Genomic DNA, 866 nt, shown 5'->3' with positions numbered 1-866 from the left:
GTCCGGCGGGCGGAAGGGCTGGCGGGCCAGTCGCTGGCCTGGGGGCCCTGGGCGGAAAGTGGGATGCTCGGGCGCCTCGACGACGCCGACACCCAGCGCATGGCCCGCTCCGGTGTACCGCCGCTGTCGGTGGACGAGGGCCTGGCACTGCTCGACGCCGCTGCGGGACTCGACCGCGCGGCCGTGGTTCCGGTACGGCTCGACCTCCCTGTGTGGCGCAAGCGGGCTGCGACCGAAGGTGTGCCGCCTCTCTTCCGGGCACTCGTACGCGTTCCTGGCCGCCGCACCGCGAAGTCCGGTGAATCCGAGTCGGGCTTCGCCGCACGGCTGAAGGGCCTGACGGAGGAAGAGCGGACTCGTCTCGTCGACGGCTTGGTGCGCACCCAGGTCGCGGCGGTCCTTGGGTACGCGTCGAGCGAGTCGATCAAGTCCAGGCATGCTTTCAAGGAACTGGGCTTCGATTCCCTGACAGCCGTCGAGCTCCGAAACCGGCTCAACGCGGCGACCGGGCTGCGGCTGCCCGCGACCCTGGTCTTCGACTACCCCACTCCTGCCGTGCTCGCCGAGTTCCTGTTGGACGAGGCACGGGGGACTGAACCCGAAGCGGCAGCGATCACGGGAGTGGCGGGCTTCGCGGACGACGAACCCATCGCGATCGTCGGCATGAGCTGCCGTTACCCGGGCGGGGTCACCGCTCCGGAGGACCTGTGGCGCCTCGTCTCCATGGCAGGGGAAGGGATCTCCGGATTCCCGACCGACCGCGGGTGGAGCCTGGACGGCATGTACGAATCCGACGCCGGCCGGGAGGGCAAGTCGAGGACCATCGAAGGTGGATTCCTTTACGACGCAGGCCAGTTCGACCCCGG

Annotated in this window: 1 protein-coding gene; it reads left to right on the top strand. The window is 69.7% G+C overall.

Features of this window, described 5'->3' with window-relative positions; genetic code table 11:
* Positions 1-63: 63 nt before the first annotated feature.
* Positions 64-866, top strand: an 803-nt coding sequence (locus tag IH13_RS39575) for an acyl carrier protein (protein ID WP_037843578.1), incomplete at its 3' end; no start/stop codon positions are given.

It is taken from the genome of Streptomyces sp. NRRL WC-3549 (assembly GCF_000721935.1).
GTDB lineage: Bacteria > Actinomycetota > Actinomycetes > Streptomycetales > Streptomycetaceae > Streptomyces.
The sequence above is the reverse complement of the archived record's forward strand: the minus strand, read 5'-3'. Positions and strand labels throughout refer to the sequence as shown.